The sequence below is a fragment of the Nonomuraea sp. NPDC004702 genome (assembly GCF_053601695.1).
In genome coordinates this window covers 34,919-57,583 of sequence record NZ_JBSGCE010000021.1, presented here as the reverse complement: position 1 = coordinate 57,583, position 22,665 = coordinate 34,919, and the positions used below count along the sequence as shown (strand labels likewise).

Genomic DNA, 22,665 nt, shown 5'->3' with positions numbered 1-22,665 from the left:
TCAGCCCTTGTTCGCGAGGTAGTCGGCGGTCTTCTTCTTGCCCTGCGCGACGAACTCGGCGGCGTCGATCTTGCCCGCGAGGAGCTGGTCGTCCAGGGGCAGCAGGAGGTCCACCCAGTACGCCTTGTCGGCGGCCAGGGTGTCGTAGGTCTTGTGCACGGCGGGCGCCTCGGCGATCGCCTTCTGCACGTCGGCCAGGAAGTCGGGGGCGGGGATGTCGGGGCGCGAGGGGATGTTGAGCGCCTCGGTGGAGATGCGGCTCAGGTACTTGCTCTGCAGCGCGAAGGCCAGGAACTCCTTGGCCGTCTCCACGTTCTTGCCCTTGACGTTGACGCCCCAGCCGAGCGCGCCGACCTCGACGGAGTCCTTGCCGCCGGCCGGGAGCTGGAAGGAACGGATCTTGGCGCCGGCCGGGGTCTTCGCCTTGACCTCGCTGGCCAGCCAGGTGCCGTTGATGTTCAGGGCGGAGTTGCCCTGCGCCCAGTCGTCCTGCGCGGCCGGGTACTTCGTGGCCATGTGGTCCTTCTGGAAGTAGCCGCCCTTGGTGAGCTGCTCGACCTGCTTGGCGGCGGCCAGCACCTCGGGCTTGTCCCAGGCGGCGGCGTCCTTCGACAGCGCCAGCAGGCTGCCGGCGCCGTTGGCGCGGACCAGGGCCGAGTAGAACCAGTAGACGTTGTAGAAGGGGATGGTGCCGTCCTGGCCGATGCCGGTCCGGCCGGCGGCCTTCTCCTTGTCGAGGAAGGCGATCAGGTCCGCCCAGCTGCGCGGCGGGTTGGCGGCCAGCTCGGGGCGCTTGGCGGCGTCGTACCAGACGGCGGTGGAGATCACGGTGTGCGGGAGGAAGCCCAGCCCCTTGTCGTCGGAGGCGGCCTGCCGGACCGAGTCGGGCAGCACGTCGCCGACGGTCTTGCCCTCGCCGGGCACCTGCTTGGTGAGCAGGTCGTCCAGCGGGGCGTTCAGGTTCTGGGCCCGCCAGCCGGGCAGGTTGTCGGTCGCGACGTCGAACAGGTCGGGGCCCTGGCCGGCGGCCATCTCGGTGGGCAGGTTCTCGGTGCCCTTGCGGCCGACGAACTTCGCGTCCACCTTGACGTTGTTCTGCTTGGCGAAGTCGTCCAGAATCGCCTTGAAGATCTTGGCCTGCGGCTCCTGCTCGCCCCAGGAGGAGCGGTAGACGAGGGACTTCTGCTCGGACTGCCCGGCCGGGCCGCCGCTGTTCTTGTTGCCGCACGCGGTCACACCGAACGCGAGCGCGCCGACCGCCACCAGCGCGGCCGTCCGGGAGAGGACGTTGGTCATGGTTGTCACCTTTCAAGGGGGGAGGGCTCGGCGAGAGTGATCACCGTGCCGGACAGGCGGGCGCGCTCGGCCGCCCAGACCACGCGGTGCGTGGCCAAACTCTCGTGACCGCTGGAACGGATCATCGCCGGGTCGCCGCAGGCCACGGCGTCGAGGAAGGCGTCCATCAGGCCGTCGTCGCCGCCTCCGTGGCCGCCGGCCATCGAGGCCCCGGCGCCGGTCCGGGTGTCGATCTCGGTGATCCGGTCGGTGAGGAAGTCGTGCAGGCGCAGTCGCACGCCGTCGCCCTCGATGGAGCCGTGCGTGCCGAAGATCCGGGTCTTGCGGTGCTCCAGGGCGGCGAAGGCGGTGACGGTGAACGAGGCGGTGGCGCCGTCGGCGAACTCCAGGTTCACCACCTGGCTGTCGACCACGTCGTTGTCGCAGCCGAACACGCACCGGCCGTACGGGCCCTCGCGCAGGGCGGTCAGCACGCCCCGCTCCGTGTGGTCGGCGGTGACCGCCGACAGCGGCCACCACTCCTTGTCCGGGTCGCCCAGGCAGCCCAGGTAGAGCCGCTTGGCCGAGTACGGGCAGGTGGCCTCCACCGGGCAGTCGAGGCAGTTGGCCGTGGCGCCGGCCGGGGTCTGCTCCTCGCGGAAATAGACGAGATCGCCGAAGGAGGACACCCGGTGCGGCAGACTGCCCTTGATGTAGGCCATCCAGTCGAGGTCGTGGCAGGCCTTGGCCAGCAGCAGCGGAGCCGACTCCGCCTCGTTGCGCCAGTTCCCGCGGACGAAGGAGTGCGCCTGGTGCCACCAGCCGACCTGCTCCAGGTGCTGGATGTTCATGATCTGGCCGACGGCGCCCCGGTCGACGAGCGCCTTGAGGGCCCGCGTGTAGTCGGTGTACCGCATGACGTGGCAGACGGCCAGGATGACCCCGTTGCGCTCGGCGGCCTCGGTGATGCGCGCGGCCTCCTCCTCGGTCGGAGCCATCGGCTTCTCCAGCAGGATGTGGTAGCCGAGGTCGGCCGCGGCGACGGCGGGCTCGGCGTGCATCCGGTCCTGGGTGCCGATGATCATGGCGTCGGCCAGCCGGCCCGCCGCGACGAGGTCGGCCCAGTCGGCGAAGACGTTGCCGGGCGCGATGCCGTGCTCGGCGGCGAAGGCGGCGCGGCGTCGCGGATCAGGCTCGGCGACGGCCACGATCCTCGCGCGGCCGGTCGTCAGGGCCCGGCGGGCGTACAGCGTGCTCCGCAGCCCCGCGCCCGCGACGGCGAGCGTGACGACGGGTTCCGACATCGATGTCCTTCCGGTTTGCCACTTAGTAATTAAAGCTGTTTTTATTAGTCCCTGTTTGTATTGGTCGCCAGGCAGCACTGTCAAGGGGGGTCCATGCGGAAGGTCGCGCTCCAAGGAAGCGACGCACATCGCTTGCGGCGGATCAACATGATCGCGACGCTGCGGGCGATCCGCGCGGCGGGCGTCGTCCCGCTCACCGACCTGGCCCGCCGCGCCGGGCTGTCCAGGCCGACCGTGGAGGGCCTGGTCGAGGAGCTGCACGGGCACGGATGGCTGGAGGAGGTCGCCCCCGAGGCCGGTCAGATGGGCCGCCCGGCCCGCCTCTACCGGTTCCGGGCCACGACCGGTTACGTCGTCGGCGTCGACATCGGCTCCTCCAGCGTCCGCGCCCAGGTGACCGACCTGGAGGGCGAGCCAGTCGGCCTCGGCTTCACCCGCGTGCAGGCCGACTACGGCAGGGCCGAGCGGCTGGCGGCCGTCCGCGCGACGATGGCGGCCGCGCTGGGGGAGGCCGGCGTCACCGCCGACCAGGTGTTGTCGGTGGCCGTGGGCACCACCGGCGTGGTGAGCCCGTCCGGGACGGTCCGCCTGTGCGTGGGGCTGCCCGAGTGGACGGGCCTGGACCTGGCGGCGGAGGTGGGCCGCGACTATCCCTGCCGGATCCTGGTGGAGAACGACTGCAACCTGGCCGCCCTGGCCGAACGGTGGGCCGGGGTGGCCCGCGAGGTGGACGACGTGGTGTTCGTGCTGTCGGGCGTGCGCACCGGCGCCGGCATCCTGGTGCGCGGCGAGCTGCACCGCGGCGGCCGCGGCATGGCGGGCGAGATCGGCGCGCTGCACCTGGTCGGCTGGCACCGCGCCCCCGACCACCTGGCGCGCTTCGCCCCCGGCGCCGCGCCGGAGGAGGTGGCCGGGCTGGTCTTCGCCGCGGCCAGGGACGGCGACCCCGCCGCCCGGTGGGCGGTCGAGCAGTACGCGCACGACCTGGCCGAGGGCATCGCCGCCATCGTGCTGACCGTGGACCCCGACCTGGTGGTGGTGGGCGGCGGCGTCTCGCGCTCGGGCGACGTGCTCATGGAGCCGCTGCGCCGGCACCTGGACCCGCTCTGCCTCGAACCGCCCGCCCTGGAGATCTCCACCCTCGCCGACCAGGCCGTCGTGCTCGGCGCCGTACGGCACGCGCTCAACCACGTGGACGAGCTTCTCTACGACGTGGATCTCCCTCTTGACCTGACCCTCTTCAGGCAAGATATTAAACCTTGATTAATTAGTAACTCGGGCGCCCGACCGTCACCTCTCCCCAGGAGTTGCCGTGTTCCGAGTTCTCTTACCGTGCGCCGCGCTGGTCCTGACCTTCGTGGCCGCGCCCGCCCCCGCCTACGCCGCCACCTCCTACTACGTCGACCCCGCAGGCAACGACGCGGCCGACGGGCACTCACCGTCCACCGCGTGGCGGACCCTGGACAAGGTCAACGCCCAGACCTTCCAGCCCGGCGACACCGTCCGCTTCAAGGCGGGCGGGCAGTGGACCGGACGGCTCGCGCCGCGCGGCTCGGGCTCGGCCGGCAGCCCGGTCACCTTCACCTCCTACGGCGCCGGCACCCGGCCGTCCATCGCCGGCGGCGGCGTCGTGGACGCGGCCGTCAAGCTCGCCGACCTGCACGACGTCGTCCTGGACGGCTTCGAGGTGACCAACACCGGGTCGGGGAGCACGCCGCGCATCGGCATCGCGGTCACCGCGACCGACCTCGGCGCCGTCCCCCGGATCACCGTGCGCGGCAACTACGTGCACGCCATCCAGGGCGCCGCCTCCGGATCGCAGTCCTCCAACCCGTCGGCGGGCGGGATCATCGTCAGCGCGCTGGGCAAGAACACCGCCACCTACTACCAGGACCTGCTCATCGAGGGCAACGAGGTCGCCGACTCCCGCTCGTACGGGATCGTCACCTGGTCGCAGTGGATGCAGCGCGAAGGCTGGACGTCCCTGTGGAGCGACCTCATGGGCATCCCCGCCGCCGACTACCGGCCCTGGACGCCGAGCACGGGCGTCGTCGTCCGCGGCAACGACGTGCACGACATCTCGGCGGGCGGCATCACCGTCATGCAGGCCCAGGGCGCGCTCATCGAACGCAACCGGGTCGCCAGAACCGCCCAGAACCACGGCAACGTCGGCATCTGGTGGGCCGGGGCCGACGACACCGTCGTCCAGTTCAACGAGGTGTCCGGGACGAAGTACTGGGGCCTGGCCAGCGACGGCAACGCCTTCGACGCCGACGCCTCCGTCCACCGCAGCCTGGTCCAGTACAACTTCAGCCACGACAACGAGGGCGGCTTCTTCATCGCCGTCTCGACCGGCACCGGACCGGCCGAGGCGACCATCCGCTACAACGTCAGCCAGAACGACGCCAACCAGGTCTTCGCCTTCTCCACCAACACCAGGAACATCGACGCCTACAACAACACCATCTGGGTCCCGCTGACGCCGTTCATCCAGAACCATCCGGACCGGGCCTCGTTCAGCCTGGTGAAGGTGTGGAGCAGCTCGGTGAGCAACGTCCGGCTGCGCAACAACGTCATCCACAACGGCGCCAACCTGCCCTACAACGACGGCGGCGCCGTGCAGTACGACCGCAACCTGTACTACTCCGGGCCGGTCCCCGGCGGCGACCGGGCGGCCCTGTCCGGCAACCCGCTGCTGACCGCCCCCGGCGCCGCCGCCACGCTCGCCGACCTGTCCGGCTACCTCCCGACGGCGTCGTCCCCGGTCCTGCGGCAGGGCCTGGAGATCGCCTCCGACGGGGGCCGCGACGTCTCCGGCACGGCCCTGCCCTCGGGCATGCCCGACCTCGGCGCGGTCCAGCGGACGGCGGGCGCGGGCCTGTCCGAGCCGGCCGCGACCGTCACCACCTCCTTCGGCGACGGCCAGAGCACCACCCCCGCCGCCCTCACCGACGGCTGGGACTACACGACCTGGGCCAGCCCGTCCTCCGGCGTCACCTATCCGGGCACGATCACGCTCACCTTCCCCAACCCCAGGACGGTCGGCGAGGTCGTGCTGGCCACCCACTTCGGCCAGGGCCAGGGCATCACCTCCCTCGACGTCCAGACCTGGGACGGCGCGGCCTGGGTGACCCGGACGGCCGGCGCGGCGATCGGCTGGGCGAGCAACACCGCCACGGTCGAGCGGCGGTCGGTGCCGCTGCCCGCGCCGGTCACCACCACCCAGGTGCGCCTGGTCGTCAAGGCCGCCAACCACACCTGGGGCAACCTGTCCGTCAGCGAGATCACGACCCGCTGAACCCGTCCCTCGCCGAAGGCCGCGCCGGGACTCCCGGCGCGGCCTCCCGCCGCCGGGTTGACCTCAAGCGCGGTTGAGATTGCACGATGTCCTGGCCCCCCGACCGCTTTCCCGATCAGGACAGGACGTTCATGAAGCTCGAGATCTACGCCGACGTGCTGTGCCCCTGGTGCTACATCGGCAAGCGACGCCTGTCCCGCGCGCTGGCCGGGCACCCCGCCCGCGACGGCGTCGAGATCGTCTGGCGCAGCCACGAACTCGCGCCCGACGAGGGCCGGACCCCCGGCCCGACCGCCGCCGAGGCCATGGCGGGCTGGTGGGGGGAGCAGGCTCCCGTCCGCGTCGCCCACATCCGGGAGGTGGGCGCGGCCGAGGGCCTGGAGCTGAACCTGCACCTGGCCCGGCCGGTGAACACCTTCGACGCCCACCGGCTGGTCAAGCTGGCCGCGGCCCGCGGCCGGGCCGAGGAGATGCTGGAGGCGCTGCTGCACGCGTACCACACCGAAGGGCTCAACGTGGCCGACGCGGAGGTCCTGCGGCGGCTGGCCGCTCAGGCCGGGCTGGACGGCGCGGAGGCGCGCGCCGTCCTGGCCGGCGACGCGTACGCCGAGCAGGTGCGCGCCGACCGCCGCCGCGCGGCCGAGCACGGCGTCACCGGGGTGCCCAGCCTGGTGATCGACGGCCGTCCGCCGGTCTCCGGGGTCCAGCCGGTCGCCGACCTGCGACGGCTGCTCGGCGCCCTGACCGGCTGACGCCGTCGTGGCCGTCAGGCGCTGTGCTCCAGGGCCGGTTCGTTCTCCTTGCGGCGAGTCGCCCAGAGGAAGATCAGCGCACCGGCGAACAGCACGATCGAGGTCCACTGGTTGATCCGCAGGCCCAGCAGCGTCACCGCGTGGTCCACGCCGCCGACCGGGTCGATGCGCAGCCCCTCGATCCAGAACCGTCCGGCGGTGTAACCGGCGACGTAGAGGGCGAACAGCCGGCCGCGGTCCGGCCGCAGCCGCCGGCCGGCCAGGATCAGCGCGAAGCCGAGGGCCACGTCCCACAGGGACTCGTACAGGAACGTGGGGTGGTAGAGCGTGCCCGGCAGGCCGCCGTGCGCCTGGTCGATCTCCAGGCCCCACGGCAGGGTGGTCGGGCTGCCGTACAGCTCCTGGTTGAACCAGTTGCCCCACCGGGCGATGGCCTGCCCGAACGCGATGCCGGGCGCGATCGTGTCGGCCACCGGCCCGAGCGGCAGCCCCCGGCGGCGGCAGGCCAGCCACACGCCCACGCCGCCCAGGGCGACCGCCCCCCAGATGCCGAGCCCGCCCTCCCAGACGAACAGCGCCTGGTACGGCTCCTTGATCGCGCGCGGGCCGAAGTAGGTCTGCCAGTCGACGAGGACGTGGTACAGACGGCCGCCGACCAGCCCGAAGATGACCGCGGGCATCGCGATGTCGCCGATCGTGCCCCGCTCGCCGCCGCGGGCGCGCCAGCGGCGCTCGCTCAGCCAGATGCCGAACCCGATGGCGACGATGAAGCACAACGCGTAGGCCCGGATCGGCACGAACCCGAGATACCAGACCCCTTGGGAAGGGCTGGGAATCGAGGCGAGGGGCATGCCGGTGACGCTAGCCGACCGACGGCCCCGAGGCCGTTCCCGTGACCTGATCGCGAGCCATCCGCGACCACCCCGCGAGCAACCGGCGGCCTGCTCTCTCTCCGGACGTAAGGAATCTACGTTGTAAAGGCGTCGGACCGTATCAGAACCGGCTCAGGGCTGCTCCGGGACAGGGCAGGGCACCCGGCGCAGGGTGCGGGGATCAGGAGGAGAGACCCCATGCCGATCGACTACACGTTCGTGAAACTCCAGGACCTGCGGCTGCCGCAGCCTCTGAACGCCGACGTCGCCGCGGCCGCGGTCAGGCAGCGCGGCCTCGCCTCGGCGACCGTCACCTTCCCGGACGGGCAGCTGACCGATCCGGAACGGCACGCCCTGACGTGGCTGCTCGCTTCGTACGCTCCCCAGGAGTACACCCCCCAGACCAACCACCAGATCCTGCCCCTCACGGATACCACCGTCGGCCAGGTGATCCTCGCCTACGGCCAGGGCCGCCACGCGACCGCGACCCTGGTCGGGCGCGGCCTGCCGGCCGGTGCCGAGCCGCCGAGCCGCGACCTGAACGAGCTGACGCAGTCACTCACGAACACCTACGAACTCGCGGCGATCACCGGCCCCTGGACCGTCGAGCACCTGGTCAAGCTGAACGAAGCGCTGCGGCTCGTCCCCGCCCCCGACCGGTCCGCGCTGCGCGGCATCGAGATCCAGCGGGTGCGGGAGTTCGCCGGCGCGGACGGTCACAACAAGGGCAAGTTCGTCTACGAAAGAGGCCCCTGGTCCGGATCGCTCGGCACGCTCAAGATAACCGACGCGATCTTCCGGGACGACGGGACCGGCTTCTACGGCGGCGCCTCCACGCGCGCCTGCCCGCCGAGCGTGCGTGACATCCTGCACGAGGTCGGCCATGTCGTGGAGAGCGCCGCGTGCCGGACCGAGTCCCGGAACAACGCGGCCTGGGCCGTCCAGAGCGTCGGCGGGCAGCGGTACCGCCCGGCCGAGCGCGTCCCGCAGGACACGGTGATCGAGGCCCTCCAGCTCAGAACCGACAACACCGCGCTGAACGAGCTCGGCCCCACGCTCACGGGCGCCGGCGCCAAGGCCGAGTACAACGCCCTGCTCGACGCGATCGAGAAGGCCCAGGAGTGGATCGAGGCCGGCGAGAAGGGCCTCTACCAGCAGGAGAGCGCCTTCGAGCAGCTCAAGCGGGACGTGACGGCCAAGGTCACCCAGACGACCTGGCAGACCTACCGGGACGAGGTCGTCCGGTGGTGCGACGCGCAGATCCTGGAGGCCCGCTGGCGGGCGAAGTACAAGACGCCGCAGGGGAACGACATCACCCCGTGCCTGCGCGACTTCGTGGTGTTCGTGAAGAAGCAGAACGTGCGGCAGGACCTCACCCCGTACGCGCAGACCTCGGCGGGGGAGCTGTTCGCGGAGGCGTACGCGTTCTGGATCGTCGATCCGGGGGCCGTGGAGAGGCACGACAAGCGGCTTCGCGACTACTTCGACGACTTCCGGTACCGGCGCGCGGACTGACCGCGCCCCCGCGTCCGGTCACGGCGGGCGGCGGCAGGGGCTCGGTCACGCACGGCTGCCGCCTCTGCCGCGAGGACCCATGACCTGCCGGCTGAAGGCGGCCAGGGCGGCGTCGATCGGATGGGGCCGGGGCCTGCCCGACGCGTCCGGCCTGTTCCATCTCGCCAGGTTCGTCGTGATGGACATCTGCCGCCTGCCGTCGTCGCGGGTCAGCGACATCGTCGTGGCCCCCCAGACCGTGCCGCCGTGGCCCCAGCAGGTGCCGCCTCCCGGGATCTCGACCTTCTGCAGGCCGAGGCCGTAGTCGATGATCTCCCCGGTGTGGGCGCGGACCGGGACCGTGCGGTGCATCTCCGCCAGCATGGACAGGCCGACGATCTCACCGCCGAGCAGCAGGCCGAAGAACGTGTTGAGGTCCTCCATGGTGGACACCAGGGAGGCCGCCGTCCGCACCCAGGACATGTCGTACACGCTGTAGTCGCGGGGCGGGTCGATCATGCCGAAGAACGACTCGTAGATCCGCGGGTGCGGTTGCTCGATCCTCGGTCCGCCGGGGAACGCGGTGTTGCGCAGCCCGGCGCGTTCGATGACGTGCCGGGTGACGTACCCCTCGGCCGTGGCGCCGGTCACGTGCTCCAGAAGCCGGCCGAGGATCATGTAGTTGGTGTTGGAGTAGACGCCGGGAGAGCCGCCGGGCTCGCCGGTCGCAGGCGCCGCGAGCCCCATCCTGATCAGCTCGGCCGGCGGGAAGTACGTGAACCGGTTGCCGTCCAGGCTCTCCGGCGAGACGTCCGGCAGGGACGGGAACCCGCCCAGTGACGGGAACGCGGCGGGAAGGTACTCGGCGATGCCGCTGGTGTGGTTGAGCAGCATCCGGACGGTGATCCGCTGCCCGCGCCCGCCCGGCACCAGCCGGGGCAGGTAGCGGCCGATCGGCGCGTCGAGCTGGAGGTCGCCCCGCTCGGCCCGCTGCAGGACGGCGGCCGCGACGAAGGTCTTGGTGATGCTGCCGACCCGTTGCGCCATCCCGGGCTCGACGGGACGGCCGGTCTCCAGGTCGGCGACCCCGGCGGCGCCCTGCCACACCCGGCCGGCGTCGCGCACCTCGGCGTACACGCCCGGCACGCCCGCGCGGCGCACGCCGTCCAGCGCGGAACCCAGGACCTCCGACCTCTCCCGGTCATTCACTGCTGATCTCATGCCCGCCATGATGGTCGCGCCGCCGTCCGGTGGCGTCCTGCCGGCGGAGTGACCTGCCGCTACCGCCAGGGGACCAGTGCGCGGCCGGCTACGACGCCGGGAGTAGTCCGGGCCGGTCCACGGAGTCCGTCACCAGGTGACGGGCAGCCTCTCCAGGCCCGATCCGCGCGTGGTGGTCAGTTCGCCGGCCGGTGCGGCCAGGGTGAGCGTGGGGATGCGGGTGAACAGGGCGCGGAAGGCCGTCTCCAGCTCGGCGCGGGCCAGGTTCTGCCCGAGACACTGGTGGGCGCCGTGGCCGAAGGTGAGGTGTCGTCCGGCAGGCCGCCGCACGTCCAGCTCCAGGGGGCGGTCGAGCAGCGCCTCGTCGCGGTTGGCGACGGAGGTGACGATCAGCACGCCGTCGCCTTCGAGGATGAGCTGCCCGCCGATCTCGACGTCCTCGATCGCCACCCGGGGGAGCGTGCCCTCGCCGGCGACGTACCGCAGGAGCTCCTCCACGACGCCGGGCCACGCGGGCGTGCCGTCGCGTACGGCGGCGAGCTGCTCGGGGTGTTCGAGCAGCGCGAGTGTGCCCAGCGAGATCATGCTGGAGGTGGTGACGTGGCCGGCGATCAGCAGGACGAGCGCCAGCCCGGCGACCTCGTCCAGGTCGGTCGCGCCCTGCTCGGCCTGATGGGCGAGCAGGGCGTCGATCAGGCCGTCGCCGGGGGCCGACTGCTTGGCCCGCACCAGGGCTTCGAGATAGCGGCCGAGTTCCGCCATGGCCGCCGGGGCCTGCTCGGCGTCGTGCCGGAGCCTGGCCTGTCGCTCGAAGAAGGCATGGTCCTCGTACGGGACGCCGAGGAGCTCGCAGATCGCCAGCGAGGGCACCGGCAGGGCGAAGCCGGCCACCAGGTCGGCGGGCGGCCCGGCGGCCAGCAGGGCGTCGAGCCGCTCGTGCACGAGGTGTTCGAGCCGGGGACGCAGCGCCGTGACGCGCCTGACGGTGAACGCGGAGATCAGCGCTCTGCGCTGTCGCTGGTGCTCCTTCCCTTCGGCGCCGAGCAACATCGGCCGGGTGCGCGGGCCGGATGGGAACGGAAGCGGCAGGGGCGAGCCGGGGTGCGCGCGGTCGGCGGTCAGCCGGGGGTCGGCCAGCAGGGCGCGGCCCTCGGCGTAGCCGGTCACCGCCCATGCCTGGCGCCCGTCGGGCAGCCGGACCTTCGTGACAGGGCCGGGGCCGTGGCCGTCGGCCGGGAGGTACGGGCAGGACTTGGCGGCCGGCAGGCCGGGGAGGCCGCCGGTGGCGGGTTCCGTCATGATCTGCTGATCCTCCGTAAGATGCACAATGTATCTAATTGCACCCTCGCACGCTAGCACAGATAAGATTCGAAGTGCATCTTAAGGAGTGGTCCGATGACGCCCACGCGCCGACGGGGACAGCGACTGGACGACGCCATCCTCGACGCGACCTGGCAGATCCTGCACGAGGCCGGATACGCCAGGCTGACCTTCGAGGCGGTCGCGGCGGCGGCCGGCACCAGCCGCCCGGTGCTCAGCCGGCGCTGGCCCACCCGGGCCGAGCTCGCGCTCGCGGCCATGGAACGCGCCGCGCCGCCCGTCGCCGCGGTGCCGGACACCGGCGGCCTGCGCCCGGACCTGATCGACCTGCTGCGGAAGGCCGTCAACGGGTTCGGCGCCGTCCGCGGCGAGGTGCTGGCCGGGTTGCTCGCGGAAACGGCCCGCGACCCGGACGCCGCTGCCGCGGTGCGCGCGTGGATCGCACGCTCCACGGCCGGGCACGCGATGGCCGCCGTCCTGGCGCGCGCCGCGGAGCGCGGCGAGATCCCCACCGCCGACCTTCCTGCCCGGGTGCTCCGGCTGCCCTTCGACCTGGCACGCAACGAGGTGGTCCTGGGCGGCCTGCCGCTCGCCGACGACGTGATCGCCTCGATCGTCGACGACGTCGTCCTCCCGCTCGTCGGCGCGGCCGGGCGGGAGCGGCCGGCGTCCGCGACCGCGAGCGGGTCACCGGATTCCTGATCCGCTGGTTCCAGCGGCCCCTGACGTGGCTCCCTGCCCGACCGGTACGGACCTGCCCGCATCCGGTCGGCTTCCGGTCCACGTCAGGGGGTGCCGAACCAGGTGGAGAGTGCTTCGTGCAGCGTCGGTACGGCGGTGTCGGCGGGTTCGTCGACGGACGCGGCCCAGGCGACGTGCGCGTCGGGGCGGATCAGCAGGGCGTCGGACGGTCGCCGGTCGGTCCTGGCGGTGTGGACGTCGACGCGCTGCCCCCAGGCGCGGGCGGCCTCGCGGAGGTCGGCGCGGTCGGCGAGGTCGAGGAGGACGGGCCTGGCGGGGTGCAGGAGTTCGGCGACGCAGGTGGTTCCCTGGCCGGTGTGCAGCGGGAGGTCGGGTGCGAACGTTCCGGCCAGGGGGTGGGGGTTCGGGCCGGGCATCGGGTAGCGGATGTCGGCGCCGGCGACCATGGCTCCCATGCGCCGCAACGGCTGCTCGTCGGTGAGCAGTTCCTGGACCATCTCCCGGAGCGCTTCGGCGGCCGCGTCGTGCCCGCGTCGCAGCGCGACCTGGGCGCGGGTGTGCAGCATGGTGCGGGCGCCGGCGAGGTGGCGTTCGGCGTGGTAGGTGTCCAGCAGGCCGTCCGGCGCCCGGCCGTGCAGGTCGGCGGCCAGTTTCCAGGCCAGGTTGACCGCGTCCAGCAGGCCGGCGTTGAGCGCCACGCCGGTGGCGGGGAACAGGTGCGCCGCGTCCCCGGCCAGCAGGATGCGCCCGGCCCGGTAGCGCTCGGCCTGGCGGGCCTTGAAGGTGAAGCGCGACAGCCGGGTCGATCCCGCCAGTGGCAGGTGCACGCCGAGCACGCGGCGCATGCTGTCCTGCAGTTCGGTCAGGGTCATCGGGACGTCGTCGTCGTAGTCGGTGGTCTCGTCCTCGATGGTGTAGAGGGAGACGCTCGGGGCGCCGGGTGAGGAGCCGAGGCCGAACAGGCCGTGGTCGGTGCGGGTGAAACCGGCGCGGATCACGCCGAAGCCGGGGACGTCGAGATCGCCGTTGCCGAGCACGGTGACCTCGTCGGTCAGGGTGACCTGGGCCAGCCGGTTGACCTCGGGGTAGACGGTGCCGGGGAAGCCGATGCCGGCCCAGTCCCGGACGCGGCTGCGCGCGCCGTCGCAGCCGACCAGGTAGCGGGCGCTGACCCGGTACGGTCCGTCCGGGCCCCGCACGTCCACCCTCACCCCGGCGTCGTCCTGGTTCACGCCGGTCACCTCGTGCCCGCGGCGTACGTCCACGCCGAGCTCGCCGGCGCGTTCGTCGAGCAGCCGTTCCAGGTGCTGCTGCGGGAGCGGCAGCGCGTGCAGCGGCGGGTCCGCCAGCCGGGTGAAGTCCAGATGCACCCCGCCGAACGGGAACCGGGGTGCCGGGGCGGGGCCGGGGCAGGCAGCCTGGAAGCGCTCCAGCAGGCCCCGGTAGCGCAGCAGCTCCAGGATCTGGCCGCCGAGGCCGCCGGCCTTGGGGGTGTCGCGGCGGTTCGGGTGCCGCTCCAGCACCAGCGGCCGCACCCCGGCCAGGCTCAGTTCGATCGCCAGCATGAGGCCGGCCGGTCCGGCCCCCGCAATGATCACGTCGGCGTTCTTCATCGGTCACTTTCCTTACGATCTGTCGCGTGTCGGTTTTCAGAGGTCGGCGACGGTGGAGGTCGGGGTGTTGAGGACGCCGTCGAACGCCTCCAGGACGGGGGTGTGCACGTAGGCGCTCTGGATCCGGATGCGGTCGGGACCGGCGATCCCGCGCGCCTGGCGCAGGTCGGCGATGCTGAGCCCGAGCCCGGCCTCGGCGAAGGCGGCCTCGACGCTGCCCGGCTCGGGCGGCTGCAGCGCGGTGTCGTCGACGGCGAAGCCGAAGCGCGCGTTCTCGTCGGGGCGCATGTCGGCGGTGTGTCCGGCGGGGCTGGTCAGGGCGAGGGCGACATAGTCATCGCCCAGGCGGTTGTGCAGGTGCTGCCCCATGGGCAGCCCCGTGAGCCGGCCGTTGAAGGAGACCGGCGTCTTCTGGATGTGGGCGTTGTGGGCTGCCAGCACGATGCGGGCCTCAGGGCCGGAACGTTCCAGGTGCCACTGGACCGACCCGGCCATGTAGACGTCCCTGGCCGAGGTGTCAGCGGTCAGGCCGGTGCCGGCGTACAGACCGGCCATGGCGCGAAAGCCGTAGTCGGCGCTGCAGGCGGCCTCAAGGCGGCGCAGGGCGAGGTCGTAGCTGGGCCGGTCGGCACGGGAGAGGTACAACACCTCCACGGCGCGAAAGCGCATGAGCAGCCGCATCAGGAGCGCGCTGAGAGCGTCCTGCTCGGCGGTTGCCAGGCGGGTCCAGGCCGGCGCGGCCGAGGCCGCGGAGGCGCCGGCGAACGACCCGGCGATCCGCATCGCCTCCTCGATCACCGGGAGGGTCTCGGGATCGACCTGGCGCAGGTAGTCGGCGACCGGGGCCAGGGCGGGAAGCAGGGACCCGCCGGCCGCCGGGATGTCGATCCCGGCGAAACGCACCGGCTCGGCCGCCGAGGCGTTGTGCCGGCGCATCCAGCGCAGCGGCTCCTCGACCCCCACGGGGATCGCCGTCGCGAGCCGGGCCGCCAGCTCGTCGTCCGTGCCTTCGCCCTGCGCCCAGGCGTCCAGGGGGACGCCCTCGCTGAATCCGTACTCGAAGGCCAGGACGGTGAAGCCGCAGCGCTCGGCCAGGAACCGCAGGATGCGCCGGCGCATGACCGAGAACTCGGTGATGAAGTGGGAGTTCTCGCCGACCGCGACGACGCGCGCGTCGCCGACGAGGCCGCGCAACGGCTCCAGGTCGTCGAGCGGAGCCTCGGGGTCGAGGTAGGTGAGCGGGACGGCGTGGCCGCGAAGCCAGTCGGCGAACGGGTCGGGGCGGGACGAAGCGGGCATGAGGACAGCTCGATTCTGATCGTGGAATGGTGAAGGAACGACAGATGGAGGCGCGTGACACCGTGGGCGGAGGCGTCACCGGAGCCCGGTGGCGCGTCCTAGCGCCCGCGGGCCGCCGCTTCCTCCAGCTCCGCGACGCTGCCGGACATGATCGTGGCGACGTGCCGGGTGAGGTGCTGCAGCGGCCAGTCCCACCAGGCCAGCGCGAGGAGGCGGGCGATGTCGGCGTCGCTGTGGCGACGTCGGATGAGCCTGGCCGGGTTGCCGCCGACGATGCCGTAGTCGGGCACGTCGTCCACGACCACGGCGCCGGAGGCGATGATCGCTCCGTGGCCGATGCGGACGCCGGGCATCACCGTCGACCGGTAGCCGAGCCAGACGTCGTTGCCGACCACGGTGTCACCCCGTCCGGGCAGGCCGGTGACGAGGCCGAAGTGCTCGGCCCAGGAACCGCCCATGATGGGGAAAGGGAAGGTCGAGGGGCCGTCCATGCGGTGGTTGGCGCCGTTCATGATGAACCGCACGCCCTCACCGAGCGCGCAGAACTTGCCGATGATCAGTTTCTCCGGGCCGTAGTGGTACAGCACGTTGCGGGTCTCGAAGGCGGTCGGATCATCGGCGTCGTCGTAGTAGGAGAACTCGCCGACGTCGATCAGCGGTGAGGTGACCAGGGGCTTGAGCAGCACGACCCGGGGCTGATCGGGCATGGGGTGCAGCACGGTCGGGTCAGGGGGGACGGGCATCACGCGATCGTCTTCTTCTCGTGAGGTGGTGGCGGTGTGGTCTGCTCTGCTTATGTGTACGGAACGTTCCGTACCGATAGGATGATGTCCAAGGTGGACGTCCGCTGTCAAGTACGGAACGTTCCGTACCGATATGGTGTCGGCGGAACCGGCACGCCGGGTGCGGGACGACCGAGATGTCCCGCACCCAACGGGCGCCCACCGGGTCCGCTTCCACTTTCTGGAGGATCTGTGATTTTTCGTCCCGCGGTCGAGGGTGATCTCGACCGTCTGCTCGGCTGCGCCGTCGATGAGGGCATCAGCTGGGCCCATCCTGACCGGCTGCTGTCCTTCCTCGAATCCGGCGACTACCGCCACGCGTGGATCTGGATCGCCGAGGAGAACGGCGAGATCCTGGCCCGCGCCGTGTGGTGGGGCTCGCCCGACGCCGGCAAGCCTCTCGCGCTGGACTGCCTCTACGTCCACCCCTCGGTCGACGACCCCATCGGCCTGGCCGCCGACCTGCTCGGCCACGCCCACGCCGCCTACGACGACAAGCCCGCCTACCACGTGTTCGTCTCCAACGGCTGGCGCGACGACCCCACGTCCGCGGCCGCGATCGCCTGGCGCCGGACGGCCGCGGGCCGCGCGGGGCTGACCGAGGAACTGGAACGGCTGCGCTACGAGTGGACCGCCGAAGCCGGGGTGCCCAAACCGTCGGGCCGGCTGGAGTTCCGCGGCGAGGACGACGACGAGCTGTTCGTCGCGGCGTTCCGCCGGGTGGCCGTCGGCACGCTCGACCACCACACCCGCGAAGCCCTGGTCACCATGGACCCGGACGCGCAGGCGCGCCAGGACGTCGCCGGCTACCGCTCCATGCCCGGTGAGCGCTCCTGGTGGCGCCTGGCCTACACCGCGGACGGCGAGCTGGCCGGGGTCGCGCTGCCGTCGGCGAACGGTGGCGGCCCGGTGGTCGGCTACCTCGGGGTGGTGCCCGAGCACCGCGGCCGGGGTTACGTGAACGACCTGCTCGGCGAGATCACCCGCAACCACGCGGCACGCGGCGTGCAGCGGATCGTCGCCGACACGGACGCGGGCAATGTCCCGATGGCCCGTGCCTTCGAACGCGCCGGCTACCGCAATTTCGCCATCCGCCTGGTCCTGTCCCCACCCCCGTCCCATACCTGATCGGCCGCTCGGCGCCGGACAGGGCGGGCACGCGCCCAGCCGGACCCCGCGCCGGAGTCTGGGCCCCGCAGTCCTCCGCCCGTACGGAACGCGCCGTACCGATAAGGTGTCGGCATGACCGACACGCCCCACCGTCGCGGTGCCGACCGGACCGAGGCCATCATGCGGGCCACGCTGGAGCTCGGCCAGGAGATCGGCTACGCCAAACTGAGCATGGAGGCGGTCGCCGCCCGAGCGGGCGCCAGCAAGCAGACCATCTACCGCCGATGGCCGTCCAAGGCAGCCCTGTTGTTCGACTCGCTGTTGTCGGTGAACGGGCCTGCCCTGGACTACCCCGACAGCGGCGACATCGTGGCCGACCTGCGCGCCCAGATCCACTCGGCCGTTGATCTGCTGGCCGGGCCACCCGTCGGCCCGTTGTTCAAGGCCCTGATCGGCGAGGCCCAGCACGATCCCCAGATCGCCGCCGCGCTCAACGAACGCTTCGTCGCCCCACAGGCGGACAAGACCGTCGCCCGCCTGAAGGCGGCCCGCGACCAGGGGCAGCTGTCGCCCGCCTTCGACCTCACCCTGGCGATGGCGATCCTGTCCGGCCCGCTGTACTTCCAGCTCCTGATCACACAGGAACCACTGACTCATGAGTACGTCGACCGGATCCTCGACGCCCTCTTCACCGGCATCGGCCCCACCCGCGCCCATTGACGTCCCACGTCATCCCGGCGACCTGCCCTGTACTCCCTACGGAGTGCAGGGCGGAGAGGAGCAGCCGACGCGGTCCATCTGCCGTCCGCCGGACGCGGGCTCAGGCGCAGCCTTTCCGCTTCACCGTCTTGGACCAGGCCGGGAGGGCGTCGGTGGGCTGCGGACGGGTGACGGACCACACTTCACGGCCTTGCCCCGGCACGAAGTCCTGCCCGCCCACAAGGACGTAGGAGGTCTTGTCGAAGATGAGCGATTCCCGGGAGACGGTACCCCCGGGCCCCAGGTTGTCCACCCGGGTCACTGCGATGCCCGGCCTGCCGGTGGCGTCCTTGAGCTCCTCCATCTCGATGCCCGGCAGGGTCGCGGCGATCTCGAAGACGGCCGCCTGCTGCCTGGGCGGGACCGGGCTGCCGAGCACGGAGCGGACGCCGTACCAGGTCCGGGTCGCCGGGTCCTTGCCGGCGACCATCTCGTTGCCGAGTTCGGCCAGCTTGCGCCGGAGCTGCTCCCGGTCCACCGGCCACTCGCGCAGGTCGGCGTAGGTGGGACGCCCGAAGCCGCGTTCGGGGCACCGGACCAGGAGCTCCTTGTACTCGCCCCCTCGGGGGACGGTCTTCGCCGGCTTGTGCCAGTGGAGCCCTGTGCGGGAGCCGTCCACGGACTCCCAGACCTCACCCGTGTTGTGCCGCGGAACGACGTTGCGGACCCCCTTCTCGCTGTACGACTCCGCGATGCGCTCGTAGTGGAGGTACTGGTCGTCACGGGGTTGCGGCCAGGGCGCGGCGGTCGCGGCCTCGGCCGCCAGCCGCAGGACCTCGGCGGCGCTCGCGGGCGCGGAGGAATTGACCGTCTGGACGACGATCACCCCCGCGGCCATCGCCGCGACCAGGCCCGCCGCCGGCACCAGACGCCGCGGCCCGGCCGGCCGGAACCGGCGCTTCGTACGGGCTTCGGCCAGGAGCGCGGTACGGGCGGGGGCGAGGCGATCCGCCGTCGGGTACGGCTTGTCGGCGAACAGGTCACGCAGCTCGGTCAGGTCGGTCTGGTCGTTCATGAGGTCTGCTCCATCGTGGGGTCGATGCTGCCGAGGACGTCGCGGACGATGGCCCGCGCGCGGCTGAGGCGGGAACGAACCGTTCCGATCGGGATGGACAGGGCGTCGGCCACCTCCTCGTAGCTGAGGTCGGCCCAGGCCACGAGTAAGAGGACGTCCCGGTCGCGGGCCTTCAGCGAGGCCAGCGCCCGGGCGAGCGGACGGCGTACGGCCTGCGCGCTCGCCCGCTCAAGTGCTTGTTCGGCGGCGTCGTCCGCGTCGGGCAGCGCGCCCACCTTCGAGTACGCCTTGTAACGATTGATCTCGGCGCGCTGGTGCCGGCGGACGAAGTTGGTCGCGAAGCCGTACAACCAGGGGAGAGCCTCCGGACGGGCGGTGTCGTAGTCCCGGCGCTGCCTGAACGCCGCGAGGAACGTCTCGGAGACGACGTCGTCGGCCGTGTCGTCGCCGAGCCGGCGGGCCACATAACGGTGGATGTGTCGTGCGTGCCGGTCGAACAGCAAGGCGAAGTCCTCGGGATCTCGCCACGACCGTTCGATCAGGGCGGCGTCGGACAGCGTTGTACTGGGCGGCATGTGGTTGAGCCTTTGCAAGGAAGTGGTGTCGCCCGTCTTTCACCCGAGCCGGCGATCGAGTTCACGCGACGCGGCCGTTCGCGGGCACCCCACAGTGCACTCGCGACGGCCCTGGAACCGGCCTGAAAGGGCGGCACGGGCGGCTACGACCTCGACCGGGCATGACCATGCCCCCGCTCGAAGCCGAGCCGCCCGCACCCACCGCCTCAGAGCGGCCGCCTCCCCGTCACCCGGGCAGGCCGCCCGCGAAGATCGGCGGAACCCGGTCCCGCCACGGCATCGCCCGTTCCAGGTACGCGGCAACCTGGAACAGCAGGTCCTCGCGCCCGTAGGCGGCGGCGACCTGCACGCCGATGGGCAGCCCGCCCGCGCTCTGCCCCAGCGGCAGGCTGATCGCCGGCTGCCCGGTGGTGTTGAACAACTGCGTGAACGGCCCGAACCAGGACAACGTCTCCAGCCATCCCCGCAGTGTCTGACCGGGATCGTCGTACCGCAACGTGCCGTGCGGCACCGGCAGACGGCCCAGGGTGGGCGTGACGAGCAGGTCGTACCCGGCGAAGAAGGCCGCCGCCGATCGGGTGATCCGGTTCTGGGCGTCGAAGGCGGCCAGCATGTCCAGCGCGGTGGCCTGCCTGGCCGCCTTCAGGAACTCCCGCGAGACCGCCTCCATCCTGGCCTCGTCGGGCTGCCGTGGCGCGAGCAGGCACGGGGAGGCGACCCCGACGGCCTCGATGATCCACGCCCTCATGGCGTCCTCCCGGTCGACCGCCGGGCCCGCCTCCTCCACGACGTGCCCCGCCTGCTCCAGCACGCGGGCCGTCGCGACCGCCGCCGCGGCGACCTCCGGGTCCACGTCCGTGCCCATCCAGGAGGTGGTGGTCAGCGCCACCCGCAACCGGCCCGGATCCGTCACGAGCTCCCGCGCGTACGGCCCGCGCGGGGAAGGCGCGGTGTACTTGTCGCCGATCCCCGGCCCGTGGACCGCGTCCAGCAGGCCCGCGGCGTCGCGGACCGTGCGCGTGAGCACGAACTCGTCCGCCATGCCGAGCACCGGTTCGCCGGCGTCCGGGCCGCAGGGGCCGCGCCCACGGCTCAGCTTGAGCCCGACCAGCCCGCAGCAGGCGGCCGGGACGCGGGTCGAGCCGGCGCCGTCGCTGGCGTGCGCGACCGGCACAGCACCGGCCGCCACCAGCGCCGCGGCGCCGCCGCTCGACCCGCCCGCGGTCCGGCCGAGGTCCCAGGGGTTGCGTACGGGCCCGTAGCGCACGGGCTCGGTGGTGAAGCTGACGCACAGCTCGGGCACCGTGGTCAGGCCCAGCGTGACCAGTCCGGCGGCGCGGAACCGCGTCATCAGGTCGGTGTCGCGCCGGGCGAGGACGCCGGGATAGGCCCGGCTGCCCAGCGTGAACGGCACCCCTTCGGCCACCGGCCCGTGGTCCTTGATGAGGAACGGCACCCCCGCGAAGGGGCCGTCGGCTGCGTGGTCGAGCGCCGGCGAGAACACCGGCAGCGCCAGCCCGTTCACGTGTTCGTCGACCTGCGCCAGCGCCTGGCGGGCCGCCGCCTCGACCTCGCCGGCGTCGGCCTCGCCCGTCCTGATCAGGTCGCGGAGGCCGGTGGCGTCGTACCTGGCGTACTCATGGATGTCCATGGAAAGTCCTTCTCCGGGCGCGCTCGGGCGCCCGTACGTCGATCGTCTGAGGGAAGAGTCAGAGAGCTGCCGACAAGGGAGCGACGGCTCCTGGGCCGTCCCCCTGCCGGTGATCGACGTGTTCCTACGCTCGGTACATCACCGGCCATGCTCGCAGCGACCGTCCGTCCGGTCCACCGAGTTTTCACCAGGGACTCATGGCCTCCCTGCACAGTTGCCCGCCCCCACCGAGCAGCACCCTCATGGACTACGACCGGAAACCACAAACTACGGGCGGCCCTGCTGCACGGCCGTTCCGGAACCGGAGACCAGGACGGCCGGCCCCAACTGCCCGTCCACGCCGAGCAGCACCCGGCACCCCCTGGACTACGACCGGAAAGCACAAACTCCGGGCCCCGCGGCACGCCCCTGGCCCGCCATCTCCACGGCCGCTCCCGAACCGGAGATCGAGGAGCGGGTCAGCTTCTGGGGGATCGGGAGCGGGGTTGTCCTTCTGCTCCAGGGATGGGTTTGCCCCTGGGGCGCAGGAGTGGTTCGCCCCTGAGGGGGCCGGAGCGGTTCCCATGGTCCTGACATGATGTGGATCATTTCCTGAAATATCGCCCATTTGGAGGAAAGCTGTGCGCATCGCGCTCGCCGGGCTCGCCACCAGCCATCCGTACACCGACGCCCGCACCCTCACCCGCCACGCCGAGCTGACCGTCTGGGAGCCCGACGCCGAGCGGCTGCGGCGCTTCACCGAGGAGCATCCCGCGGCGAAGGCCGCGGGCGACCTCGACGAGCTGCTGACGGGAAACCCGGACGGCGTCGTGCTGACGCTGCCCAACCCGCACGTGCCCGCCGCCCTCGCCCGGGTGCTGGAGACCGGCGTGCCGTGTTTCGTGAACAAGCCCGCCGCCGCGACCAGGGAGCAGCTCGACGCCCTGCGCCGGCTGCCGGTGCACCATCGGGTGATGTCAGGCTCGGTGCTGCGCTTCGCGCCCGCACTCGCCGAGTTCCGCGCCGACGCGCAGGACGTGCTGTCGGTACGGGCGACGGTCCGGCACGACGTGGGCCAGTGGGCCGACGGCTACAACGCCTGGCAGGACACTCCCGGCGAGGGCGGCGGGACGATGGTGACCATGGGCATCCACGGCGTCGAACCGCTGGTCGCCCTGCTGGGCCCGGACGTGCGCCTGGTCGGCGCAGCCGGCACCAGACGCCACTACCGGACACTCAGGTCGGAGGACACCGGCGTCCTGGCACTGCAGTGGGCGAACGGGATCGTCGGAACGGTGGAGATCCTGGGCGTCTCGGACGACAACGCCTACACGGTGACCCTCCACGGCCGGCACGGCAGCGAGTCGATCGTGATCGAAAGCGGCCCCGACCCGGTCCACAACCTGGGATACATCCGGACGATGGAGGCGTTCCTCAGCATGGTGAACGGCGCCCCGAACCCAGTGCCATGGGCCGAAACCCTCGCAATCCTCGACATCCTAATCTCAGCCCGAGAACACGCCCCCACCACCTGAGCACCACCCCGACCATCAACCGCCCCCAGACACCAACCACCAAGCCCCGCCACCGAGCCGAACCAGCGCCCCGGCCCTGAGCCGAACCAGCGCCCCGGCCCTGAGCCGA

General features: G+C 72.0%; 19 protein-coding genes. 8 read left to right on the top strand and 11 right to left on the bottom strand.

Translation table 11 applies throughout. The features are described 5' to 3' along the window. Both ACWEJ6_RS25640 and ACWEJ6_RS25635 read right to left on the bottom strand, forming a co-directional pair. A complete protein-coding gene (locus ACWEJ6_RS25640) occupies positions 1-1,296 on the bottom strand; it encodes an ABC transporter substrate-binding protein (protein WP_452426700.1) in 1,296 nt (431 codons plus the stop codon). Between the two features lie 5 nt (positions 1,297-1,301). After that, positions 1,302-2,579, bottom strand: a complete 1,278-nt coding sequence (locus ACWEJ6_RS25635; RefSeq protein ID WP_452426698.1) for a Gfo/Idh/MocA family protein — start codon at positions 2,577-2,579, stop codon at positions 1,302-1,304. A 132-nt stretch (positions 2,580-2,711) separates the two neighbouring features. Here ACWEJ6_RS25635 and ACWEJ6_RS25630 point away from each other — a divergent pair, with 132 nt between their 5' ends. The 3 genes from ACWEJ6_RS25630 (at position 2,712) to ACWEJ6_RS25620 (ending at position 6,629) form a co-directional block, all read left to right on the top strand. Beyond that, on the top strand, positions 2,712-3,842 hold the full coding sequence (locus ACWEJ6_RS25630; protein ID WP_452426696.1) for an ROK family transcriptional regulator: 1,131 nt from the start codon (positions 2,712-2,714) through the stop codon (positions 3,840-3,842). A gap of 49 nt (positions 3,843-3,891) precedes the next feature. Then, positions 3,892-5,877: a right-handed parallel beta-helix repeat-containing protein gene (locus ACWEJ6_RS25625; protein WP_452426694.1), complete on the top strand. Its 1,986-nt coding sequence runs from the start codon at positions 3,892-3,894 to the stop codon at positions 5,875-5,877. Between the two features lie 131 nt (positions 5,878-6,008). Then, positions 6,009-6,629 (top strand): DsbA family oxidoreductase, encoded by a 621-nt coding sequence (locus ACWEJ6_RS25620; RefSeq protein WP_452426692.1) that lies wholly within the window; start codon positions 6,009-6,011, stop codon positions 6,627-6,629. A 14-nt stretch (positions 6,630-6,643) separates the two neighbouring features. Here the strand turns inward: ACWEJ6_RS25620 and lgt are convergent, their stop codons facing one another. After that, entirely contained in the window at positions 6,644-7,480 is an 837-nt protein-coding gene (lgt, locus tag ACWEJ6_RS25615; protein ID WP_452426690.1) for a prolipoprotein diacylglyceryl transferase, read from the bottom strand. A 219-nt stretch (positions 7,481-7,699) separates the two neighbouring features. Between lgt and ACWEJ6_RS25610 the strand changes: the two genes are divergently transcribed. Then, positions 7,700-9,016, top strand: coding sequence for a hypothetical protein (locus tag ACWEJ6_RS25610; RefSeq protein WP_452426688.1), 1,317 nt, complete (start codon positions 7,700-7,702; stop codon positions 9,014-9,016). Positions 9,017-9,061: 45 nt separating this feature from the next. On the opposite strand, the gene ACWEJ6_RS25605 is transcribed toward ACWEJ6_RS25610, so the two are convergent. Then, positions 9,062-10,216, bottom strand: a complete 1,155-nt coding sequence (locus tag ACWEJ6_RS25605; RefSeq protein ID WP_452426686.1) for a serine hydrolase domain-containing protein — start codon at positions 10,214-10,216, stop codon at positions 9,062-9,064. A gap of 129 nt (positions 10,217-10,345) precedes the next feature. Then, entirely contained in the window at positions 10,346-11,515 is a 1,170-nt protein-coding gene (locus tag ACWEJ6_RS25600) for a cytochrome P450 (protein WP_452426684.1), read from the bottom strand. A gap of 96 nt (positions 11,516-11,611) precedes the next feature. Here ACWEJ6_RS25600 and ACWEJ6_RS25595 point away from each other — a divergent pair, with 96 nt between their 5' ends. After that, a complete protein-coding gene (locus ACWEJ6_RS25595; protein WP_452426682.1) occupies positions 11,612-12,238 on the top strand; it encodes a TetR/AcrR family transcriptional regulator in 627 nt (208 codons plus the stop codon). Between the two features lie 83 nt (positions 12,239-12,321). On the opposite strand, the gene ACWEJ6_RS25590 is transcribed toward ACWEJ6_RS25595, so the two are convergent. The 3 genes from ACWEJ6_RS25590 to ACWEJ6_RS25580 form a co-directional block, all read right to left on the bottom strand. Then, the gene (locus tag ACWEJ6_RS25590; protein WP_452426680.1) at positions 12,322-13,851 is read right to left on the bottom strand and encodes an FAD-dependent monooxygenase; all 1,530 of its coding nucleotides are present in this window, start codon (positions 13,849-13,851) and stop codon (positions 12,322-12,324) included. A 36-nt stretch (positions 13,852-13,887) separates the two neighbouring features. Beyond that, on the bottom strand, positions 13,888-15,150 hold the full coding sequence (locus tag ACWEJ6_RS25585) for an erythromycin esterase family protein (RefSeq protein WP_452426678.1): 1,263 nt from the start codon (positions 15,148-15,150) through the stop codon (positions 13,888-13,890). A 98-nt stretch (positions 15,151-15,248) separates the two neighbouring features. After that, complete coding sequence (locus tag ACWEJ6_RS25580; protein ID WP_452426676.1) at positions 15,249-15,893, bottom strand: CatB-related O-acetyltransferase; 645 nt, start codon at positions 15,891-15,893, stop codon at positions 15,249-15,251. A 231-nt stretch (positions 15,894-16,124) separates the two neighbouring features. On the opposite strand from ACWEJ6_RS25580, the gene ACWEJ6_RS25575 reads away from it, so the two are divergent. Both ACWEJ6_RS25575 and ACWEJ6_RS25570 read left to right on the top strand, forming a co-directional pair. After that, positions 16,125-17,060, top strand: coding sequence for a GNAT family N-acetyltransferase (locus ACWEJ6_RS25575; RefSeq protein WP_452426674.1), 936 nt, complete (start codon positions 16,125-16,127; stop codon positions 17,058-17,060). A gap of 114 nt (positions 17,061-17,174) precedes the next feature. After that, entirely contained in the window at positions 17,175-17,762 is a 588-nt protein-coding gene (locus ACWEJ6_RS25570; RefSeq protein ID WP_387680512.1) for a TetR/AcrR family transcriptional regulator, read from the top strand. 100 nt (positions 17,763-17,862) lie between these two features. Here ACWEJ6_RS25570 and ACWEJ6_RS25565 read toward each other — a convergent pair whose 3' ends face one another. From ACWEJ6_RS25565 to ACWEJ6_RS25555, 3 genes are all read right to left on the bottom strand, one after another. After that, on the bottom strand, positions 17,863-18,816 hold the full coding sequence (locus tag ACWEJ6_RS25565; protein WP_452426671.1) for a CU044_5270 family protein: 954 nt from the start codon (positions 18,814-18,816) through the stop codon (positions 17,863-17,865). After that, positions 18,813-19,391 carry an RNA polymerase sigma factor gene (locus ACWEJ6_RS25560; protein WP_452426669.1) on the bottom strand — a complete coding sequence of 193 codons (579 nt, stop codon included), beginning with the start codon at positions 19,389-19,391 and terminating at the stop codon, positions 18,813-18,815. Before ACWEJ6_RS25560 ends, ACWEJ6_RS25565 begins: the two co-directional genes overlap by 4 nt. Before the next feature lie 226 nt (positions 19,392-19,617). Further along, complete coding sequence (locus ACWEJ6_RS25555; protein WP_452426667.1) at positions 19,618-21,042, bottom strand: amidase; 1,425 nt, start codon at positions 21,040-21,042, stop codon at positions 19,618-19,620. A 620-nt stretch (positions 21,043-21,662) separates the two neighbouring features. Here ACWEJ6_RS25555 and ACWEJ6_RS25550 point away from each other — a divergent pair. Then, positions 21,663-22,556, top strand: a complete 894-nt coding sequence (locus ACWEJ6_RS25550; protein WP_452426665.1) for a Gfo/Idh/MocA family protein — start codon at positions 21,663-21,665, stop codon at positions 22,554-22,556. Positions 22,557-22,665: the final 109 nt, after the last annotated feature.